This is a genomic window from Pseudorhodobacter sp., from assembly GCF_030452865.1.
GTDB lineage: Bacteria > Pseudomonadota > Alphaproteobacteria > Rhodobacterales > Rhodobacteraceae > Pseudorhodobacter.
Genome location: NZ_JAKDLJ010000179.1, coordinates 1 through 7,137, shown reverse-complemented (window position 1 = coordinate 7,137; position 7,137 = coordinate 1). Strand labels below are relative to the sequence as shown.

At 59.8% G+C, this 7,137-nt stretch carries 10 protein-coding genes; 4 read left to right on the top strand and 6 right to left on the bottom strand.

Annotated elements, in window-relative coordinates; translation table 11 throughout:
* Nucleotides 1-137: 137 nt before the first annotated feature.
* Nucleotides 138-356: a YdcH family protein gene (locus tag L0H65_RS11410; RefSeq protein WP_301459124.1), complete on the bottom strand. Its 219-nt coding sequence runs from the start codon at nt 354-356 to the stop codon at nt 138-140.
* Between the two features lie 199 nt (nt 357-555).
* On the opposite strand from L0H65_RS11410, the gene L0H65_RS11405 reads away from it, so the two are divergent.
* Together L0H65_RS11405 and L0H65_RS11400 are read left to right on the top strand one after the other, a co-directional pair.
* Nucleotides 556-969, top strand: a complete 414-nt coding sequence (locus L0H65_RS11405) for an Hsp20 family protein (RefSeq protein WP_301459122.1) — start codon at nt 556-558, stop codon at nt 967-969.
* A gap of 11 nt (nt 970-980) precedes the next feature.
* The gene (locus L0H65_RS11400; protein WP_301459120.1) at nt 981-1,208 is read left to right on the top strand and encodes a DUF1150 family protein; all 228 of its coding nucleotides are present in this window, start codon (nt 981-983) and stop codon (nt 1,206-1,208) included.
* Between the two features lie 240 nt (nt 1,209-1,448).
* Here the strand turns inward: L0H65_RS11400 and trxB are convergent, their stop codons facing one another.
* Entirely contained in the window at nt 1,449-2,390 is a 942-nt protein-coding gene (trxB, locus tag L0H65_RS11395) for a thioredoxin-disulfide reductase (RefSeq protein WP_301459118.1), read from the bottom strand.
* 195 nt (nt 2,391-2,585) lie between these two features.
* Here trxB and L0H65_RS11390 point away from each other — a divergent pair, with 195 nt between their 5' ends.
* Nucleotides 2,586-3,086, top strand: a complete 501-nt coding sequence (locus L0H65_RS11390) for an Lrp/AsnC family transcriptional regulator (protein ID WP_301459117.1) — start codon at nt 2,586-2,588, stop codon at nt 3,084-3,086.
* 490 nt (nt 3,087-3,576) lie between these two features.
* On the opposite strand, the gene L0H65_RS11385 is transcribed toward L0H65_RS11390, so the two are convergent.
* The 4 genes from L0H65_RS11385 to lgt all read right to left on the bottom strand — a co-directional run bounded on the left by L0H65_RS11385 (nt 3,577) and on the right by lgt (nt 6,696).
* A complete protein-coding gene (locus L0H65_RS11385; protein WP_301459115.1) occupies nt 3,577-3,726 on the bottom strand; it encodes a hypothetical protein in 150 nt (49 codons plus the stop codon).
* Nucleotides 3,727-4,009: 283 nt separating this feature from the next.
* On the bottom strand, nt 4,010-4,762 hold the full coding sequence (pgeF, locus tag L0H65_RS11380) for a peptidoglycan editing factor PgeF (RefSeq protein ID WP_301459114.1): 753 nt from the start codon (nt 4,760-4,762) through the stop codon (nt 4,010-4,012).
* A gap of 1 nt (nt 4,763) precedes the next feature.
* The gene (locus tag L0H65_RS11375; protein ID WP_301459112.1) at nt 4,764-5,825 is read right to left on the bottom strand and encodes a class I SAM-dependent methyltransferase; all 1,062 of its coding nucleotides are present in this window, start codon (nt 5,823-5,825) and stop codon (nt 4,764-4,766) included.
* On the bottom strand, nt 5,812-6,696 hold the full coding sequence (lgt, locus tag L0H65_RS11370) for a prolipoprotein diacylglyceryl transferase (RefSeq protein WP_301459111.1): 885 nt from the start codon (nt 6,694-6,696) through the stop codon (nt 5,812-5,814). Before lgt ends, L0H65_RS11375 begins: the two co-directional genes overlap by 14 nt.
* A 145-nt stretch (nt 6,697-6,841) precedes the next feature.
* Here lgt and L0H65_RS11365 point away from each other — a divergent pair, with 145 nt between their 5' ends.
* Nucleotides 6,842-7,081: an accessory factor UbiK family protein gene (locus L0H65_RS11365; RefSeq protein WP_301459109.1), complete on the top strand. Its 240-nt coding sequence runs from the start codon at nt 6,842-6,844 to the stop codon at nt 7,079-7,081.
* The last annotated feature ends 56 nt before the right edge of the window (nt 7,082-7,137 follow it).

The window sequence follows — 7,137 nt, the reverse complement described above, 5'->3', positions numbered from 1 at the left end:
GTTCTAGGCGTCTTTTGTTCGGCGGCGGGGCGAACCGCAGCGGCAGAGCAAGGTATTTTTACCAAGATGAAATCAGCGGTGCCGCTCGGCTTCGGGGGATTTGCGATGTGCGCGATCCGGCAGCAGGTCGGGTCAGGTCAGGCGAGGATATCTGGGATCAGATCATCCTCGATCTTCACGATTCGCTCTTTCAACGTCAGCTTTTGTTTCTTCAACCGGCGCAGCATCAGTTGATCGGGATTGACGCTTGCCTCCACCGCCTTGATCGCTTCATCCAGGTCACGGTGTTCGCGACGCATGACTTCCAGCCGGATCCGCAGCATTTCGTCAAAATTCAGCTCTGTCGTCGCATTCATTGTGATGTCTGCCTGAGTCGTTTCACGTTTTCGCGGTTGAGTATAACCGATCTGGAAGATCGTAGTGGGCAAAACTGCACCGGCGTCGCGTGGTTCCCCCCTTGCGGCGCTGCGCCATGCACACCATATTCTGGCTATATCGAACGCTCAATATCGAGGTTCGACCTGCCGGGCTGTCGCTTTGAAGAAGGACAAGTCGATGACAAAACTGCGATTTGGGGCGCATCCCCATCTGTTGGGCTTTGAGCAGCTTGAACGTTTGGTGGAGCGGACCGCGAAAACGGCCGGGGAAGGCTATCCGCCGTTCAACATCGAAGCCGTGTCGGAGAATGAATACCGGATCACGCTGGCGGTGGCCGGGTTTCGCGATGAAGATCTGAGCATCACCGTCGAGAATCGGCAACTTGTTGTGCGCGGCCGGCAAGCGGAGGACGAAGGCGAACATATGTTCCTGCATCGCGGCATCGCGGCGCGGGCGTTCCAGCGGTCTTTCGTGCTGGCCGAAGGGGTGGAGGTTGCGTGCGCGGCATTGGAGCATGGGCTGTTGCACATTGATCTCAGCCGTTCGGTGCAGGATGTGGTTGTCCAGACCATCCCGATTGATCGCAGATAAGGGGAAATGAGATGAATACACGTTACAACAAATTGCCGGATGCGGCAGAGCGGATCGTTTATGTGCGGCCCGTCGAGGTATCGGACTTGCCGGAGGAAGTGCGGGAGCAGGCCGATGGGCTGACCACGATCTACGCCGTGCATCGCGGCAATGGCGAACGGCTTGCGCTGGTGGCGGACAAGCGCATGGCGTTTGCGCTTGCGCGGGAGCATGATCTGGCACCGGTGAGCGTGCATTGAACCGGTGAAGCTGCTGGTTTTGGTGCAGTACTGGAGGACTGCGGTTGATGGATATTTATCGCAGAGAAGACATCCATCACGAAATAATCCGGCAGATATGTGATTGAACGCGATAGGCTCGGCGGTCGCCCTGTCGTTTACGTTTTGCAGTCTGACGCATCTGGGCGCGTGTGACCCCGCACTGAACCATCTTCTGAGCGCAACCTTGTCAGTTCAGCCGACTGACGCCGCAGAGACGGCTCACTCCTGTTCTGCAAGATAACGTTCCGCATCCAGCGCCGCCATGCAGCCCATCCCCGCCGAAGTCACGGCCTGACGGTAGATGTGGTCCGTCAGATCACCCGCAGCGAAAACACCTGGAATAGACGTATGGGTGCTGCCCGGTTGCACCACGACATAACCGCCGTTGTGCAGTTCCAACTGATCCTTGACCAGTTCTGACGCCGGGGCGTGGCCGATGGCAACAAACACCCCCGCGCAGGGAATGTCGGTCACCGCGCCGGTTTCGACGTTTCTGGCGCGCACCGCGGTAACGCCGGGCGGGTTTTCATCGCCGAGGATCTCCTCAACCGAATGGTTCCACAACATTTCGATCTTGGGGTGCTTGAACAGGCGATCCTGCATGATCTTTTCGGCGCGCAGACTGTCGCGGCGGTGGATCAGCGTGACCTTTGTGGCAAAATTGGTCAGAAACAGCGCTTCTTCCACCGCAGTATTGCCGCCACCGATCACCACCACTTCCTTGCCGCGATAGAAGAACCCGTCGCAGGTGGCGCAAGCAGATACGCCAAAGCCCTTGAACTTTTCTTCGGACGGAAGGCCGAGCCATTTCGCCTGCGCGCCCGTCGCAAGGATCACTGCATCGGCGGTAAAGATAGTGCCACTATCCGCCGTTGCGGTGAAGGGGCGTTGCGACAGATCGAGGCTCGAAATGTAGTCCGACACCACCTCCGCCCCCATGGCGCGGGCGTGTTCTTCCATCCGGATCATCAGATCCGGGCCTTGCACATGGACATCACCGGGCCAGTTTTCGACCTCGGTGGTGATGGTCAATTGCCCGCCGGGCTGGATGCCCTGCACCAGAATGGGGTTGGCCATCGCACTCGCGGCATAGACAGCGGCGGTATAACCCGCAGGGCCGGAGCCGATGATCAGAACTTTGCTGTGACGTGCTTCGGCCATGCTGCCCCCGGAGGTGGATGTTCCTCCCTCATATAGACGCTGTATTGCCGGGCGAAAAGCCCGGAAGCGGATGAGGTCAGGTGATGATAAAACCTCGCCAATACGCGAAACAATATTGCGCAAACCGGGCAGAAAACATAAGGTCCGGCACGAAACGATCTAAAATGACCCCGAACGGCAAGGAACATCAAAAAAATGGCTGGTGCGAAACTGGATCCGATCGATCGGCAAATCCTTGCGGAATTGCAGGCGGACGGGCGCATGACCAATGTGGAACTGGCCAAACGGGTCGGAATCTCGGCACCGCCATGTCTGCGCCGGGTTCGGACGCTGGAGGAGGCAGGGTTTATCCGCGGCTACCACGCCGAAATCGACGCGCGCGAAATGGGGTTTGAAGTGCAGGTTTTCGCCATGGTGCGGCTTCACAGTCAGGCGGAGGGCGATCTTTCGGCTTTTGAGGCGCGCTGTCAGGCGTGGTCCTTGGTGCGGGAGTGCCACATGCTGAACGGGGAGATTGATTTCATCCTGAAATGCGTGGCACCCGACCTGTCGAGTTTCCAGAGTTTTCTGACCGGAGAGTTGTTGAAGGCCAACAACGTCGCGAGTGTGAAAACCAGTCTGGTGATCCGGGGTGCGAAGGATGAGCCGGGTGTGCCATTTGACGTTCTGGAAGAGCGGTTGACCCGCCGCGCGTGAACGGCTGCGTGCGGCTTGCGAATGTTCCACGAAAATTCTGATTTTCCGCCGAAAAAGCGTCTTTGGTGCAGTTTTCCATGTTCGCGCGGTTCCAAGCCCGTCGGCACAAGCGGGTCAGATCATCATAAACGCCGACGAAATCAAAAAGCGGCCCCTTTTCGACATGCCAGAGGAGCATATCAGGGCCGCCTTTTTTGAAAACCCGCTCACTGTGACGGGAAGGGAGCCGCAGGTCAACATGCCCTTTGGTCTTACCACGCTTGCCGTCGAAACCTTCACTCTCACCCGCCGCGTTTTAGTTCGGCTTGGTCAGAAGATGGCTGAATTGCGGCGATCTGTCAAAGCGAATGAGATTGTCTTGCAAAAGCGCGCAACAATGCCTGGATCAGAAGCGGGATTGTTGCGGCGTCTTAGTGGAATCGGACGAAAGCATGATGACAGGCCATGGGCGATTGACCCTGATCCGATTCGCTTGACGGAAGCGGCCACTTCAATGCGCGGCTTTGGCACGCATTGGTTGCGGCTTTTGCGCGGTGTCTACGGCCACGGGTTTGCGACGGTTACCGCGTTGGAACGGCAAGGCGAGTTGTGGCTCTTTTGCGGTCGCGATGACGGATTTGAGCCAGCGGCGTTTGGTCATGGTCTGCTCCTGTCTTTTTTGCTGCCGACCACGCGTCAAGCGCAGGGTCGGACGTTATTGCAATCAGAATACCGGTGGATTGGGGCAGGGGTTTGACTGCGGCGTGATTTTCCGGGGTTGTTGAGGGCATGCACCGGATGAATTGTGGTGGGGTTTCCAAACGTTGACGCTTTGATTTTGCTTTAGAAAACCCACAATGAGAATTCGAGCACGGCCCATTTCCCATCAATCTGTGGCAACATCGCGGCCGATTATGCCGTTTTCATGCCCACTTGTGCTGATACTAAACGCGGAACACAGAAATCAGGCGGCCATAATCCGCCTCACCCCGATGTGTCGCGCGCCGGTAGGAGTAGAACCGATCCTCATCGCTATAGGTGCAGTGGCGGGTCCATCCGGCATCGCTGATCCCCGCCGCCCGCAACCGCGACAGACCGAAACCCGGCAGATCAAACATCGCGTGATCACCTTTTCCCTGCGCAAAGAAGCGGGCGTTTTCGGTGTCGTCGTCGAGGAAGGCTTCCAGGAAATCGGGCCCAACCTCATAGGCGGATTGAGAGATGCAGGGGCCGATCACCGCGACGATCTCCGAACGCTTGGCACCGAGCCCTTCCATCGCCGCGATTGTCGCCTCCAGCACGCCGTCTTTGACACCGCGCCATCCGGCATGGGCGGCCCCGATCACCCCTGCGGCGGCATCTGCAAAAAGCACCGGCTGACAATCGGCCGTAAGGATGCCCAGTACGACGCCGGGGGTGGCTGTGACCATCGCGTCGGCGCGAGGACGTTTGCTCAAGGGTGTTGTCAAGGTGATGACTTCTGCGGAATGGACCTGATGCAGCGTTTGCAGGTGATCCGGTTCGACGCCCATCGCGGAGGCAACGCGGGCGCGGTTGATCGCGACTGCGTCGGACAGGTCGGAACTGCCGGGGCCACAATTCAAGCCGTGGAAAATGCCCGATGACGCACCGCCCTTTCGGGTGAAAAACCCGTGGGTAAGGGGGGACAGCGCGTCTGCGGTCAAGATTTCAAGCATGTCAGTCAAATCCCGGCGGCGCGGGCTGGTTGGGTGGGTAAAGTGCCAGCGCCTTGAACAGGTTTCCCATTTCCTCGGGTCGGGTCAAGCGTTGTGTGGCGGCAAGATGGTTTTCCAGTGCCGCGCCAGACAGATTGCGCGCGAGAAGTTGCGCACGCGCGCCGATGCCAAGCCGCGCCAGCAGCGCGCCCTGATCGGTCATGGCTGTCGCGCGGGCGGGAGCGGCGGCAATGGCGAGTGCGGCGAAATCGACATGCGCCGTGAGATCGGCCATGCCGGGGGTGGCGAACGGGTCTGCAAAGTCATGGTGACGCACGGCCTGCAGCGTGTCGCCTTTGGAGGGCGCGTTGCCATAGTCGATGATCAGCGCGGCACCGCCATGCGCTGTGATCTGGCCGCCGATCTGCGCCATGATCGGCGCGGCCGTTGGGCGTAGTTCCACCACCTCTCCGGGCTTCATGTCGGCCAACCTGTGGTTAAGTTCCGCAAGCTCGACCGGGGCGGCATAGCCTTTGGCCAGCTTGCCCGCAGCTGCGCCGACGATGGTTTCACACCACCCCCCGCTGTGTCGGGTGAATTGCCGGATCGGCAGCGCGTCAAAAAACTCATTTGCGATCAGGAACAGCGCGCGATTCTGCGGTATCTGTTCAATGCGGTCGTGCCATGTGACCTCCGGCCCGAGGGTCGCACGTTGCACCGCGCGCAGCGTTGCCGATGCTTCGATCAGATGAACCTGTGCCGCTGCATGAAAGCCCGGAACGCCGCGGGTGGCGCGCAGCAGGTCGGCCATCAACGTGCCGCGACCGGGGCCGAGTTCTGCAAGGATGAAGCGGTCGGGTGCGCCTTGATCCACCCATGACTGTGCAAGGCATAGACCAAGAAGTTCGCCAAACATCTGGCTGATCTCTGGCGCGGTGATGAAATCGCCCGCCGCGCCCAATGGATTGCGCGTGGTGTAATAGCCATGCTCGGCGTGCAGCAGGCAGGCGTCCATATATTGCGCCAGCGTCAGCGGGCCATCGGCGGCGATCCGGTCCAGCAAGATCGGCTCAAGCCCGGCCACGCCGCGCCCACCAGATCAGCACCAATCCCACGCCAATCATCGGCAGCGACAGGGTTTGCCCCATCGTCAACCCATAACCGCCCGATTGGAACGCAAGGCCAAGCGGGTTGCCCTCGGTCACAAATTGCGCGTCGGGTTGGCGGAAAAACTCTACGAAAAACCGCGCGGCACCGTAACCGGCAAAGAACACCCCGGTAATCTGTCCGGGGCGTCTGAGCCAGCCCCGGCGATAGGTGAGCCAAATCAGAACCGCACCGAGCAGCAGCCCTTCCAGGCCAGCCTCATAAAGCTGGCTTGGATGGCGGGCGCAGACTCCGACCACATCCGGACAGTGCTGTGCGGCCTCACCGGGAAAGGCCACCGCCCAAGGCTTGTCGCTGGCGCGGCCCCAAAGCTCGGCATTGATGAAATTGGCGATGCGACCCAACAGCAGGCCCGGTGGTGTTGCCACTGCCAGCAGATCGGCGGCGGGCAGCAGCGGGATTTTCTCAGCCCGGAAGAACAGCCAGGCCGCAACCACCACCCCCAGAAAACCGCCATGAAATGACATGCCGCCTTGCCAGACCTTCAACACCTCCAGCGGGTGCGACAGGTAATAGCCGGGGCTGTAGAACAGCACATAGCCCAAGCGCCCGCCAAGGATGACGCCAAGGATGATCCATGTCAGCAAACGTTCCACCTGTTCGGCGCTCATCGGCGCGGTGTCGCGCCACAGACGCGGCGTGGCAATCGCGTGCAGCACAATCCGCCAACCGAGCAGCAATCCGGCGATATAGGCCAACGCATACCAACGTAGCGCGAAGGTCATCCCGCCAAAGGACAGCGAGAAAATCTCGGGTGAGATATTGGGGAAGGGGATGTAACCCTGCATGGTCGTCCTTTTGGGCGCTGGCATGCGCCGCGCGCGTTTTCACGCCGCAGGGCGGTGAAGTCAACCGTTTGCACGCGCGACCTTGCCCCGAAGGCAAGGGATTGCCATATATAGCATAAGATCTGGCACCAAAAAGGAGGCGCGCATGCAAGGCCGCAACAAGTTTTTCGATGACATGTCGCAACTGATGACCAACGCGATGGGCGTGGCGCAAGGCGCGAAAACCGAGGCGGAAACCGCGATGAATTCGATGGTCGACCGCTGGCTGGCCGGTCGTGATTTTGTGACGCGGGAGGAATTCGACGCTGTGCGCGCGATGGCGCAAAAAGCGCGTGAGGAAAACGCAGCCCTGCTGGCGCGGATTGAGGCGTTGGAAGCGAAGTAAGGATAGGCTTGGGGTGTGTGACTCTCGCGGAGGTTTGGCTGTGTCGCTTGCGTGCG

What these genes read in the sequence shown, in the direction of transcription:
- L0H65_RS11385 (WP_301459115.1), bottom strand. Translation starts at nt 3,726, where the DNA reads ATGACCAAACGCCGCTGGCTCAAATCCGTCATCGCGACCGCAAAAGAG.
- L0H65_RS11400 (WP_301459120.1), top strand. Translation starts at nt 981, where the DNA reads ATGAATACACGTTACAACAAATTGCCGGATGCGGCAGAGCGGATCGTT.
- pgeF (WP_301459114.1), bottom strand. Translation starts at nt 4,762, where the DNA reads ATGCTTGAAATCTTGACCGCAGACGCGCTGTCCCCCCTTACCCACGGG.
- L0H65_RS11365 (WP_301459109.1), top strand. Translation starts at nt 6,842, where the DNA reads ATGCAAGGCCGCAACAAGTTTTTCGATGACATGTCGCAACTGATGACC.
- trxB (WP_301459118.1), bottom strand. Translation starts at nt 2,390, where the DNA reads ATGGCCGAAGCACGTCACAGCAAAGTTCTGATCATCGGCTCCGGCCCT.
- L0H65_RS11390 (WP_301459117.1), top strand. Translation starts at nt 2,586, where the DNA reads ATGGCTGGTGCGAAACTGGATCCGATCGATCGGCAAATCCTTGCGGAA.
- L0H65_RS11405 (WP_301459122.1), top strand. Translation starts at nt 556, where the DNA reads ATGACAAAACTGCGATTTGGGGCGCATCCCCATCTGTTGGGCTTTGAG.
- lgt (WP_301459111.1), bottom strand. Translation starts at nt 6,696, where the DNA reads ATGCAGGGTTACATCCCCTTCCCCAATATCTCACCCGAGATTTTCTCG.
- L0H65_RS11410 (WP_301459124.1), bottom strand. Translation starts at nt 356, where the DNA reads ATGAATGCGACGACAGAGCTGAATTTTGACGAAATGCTGCGGATCCGG.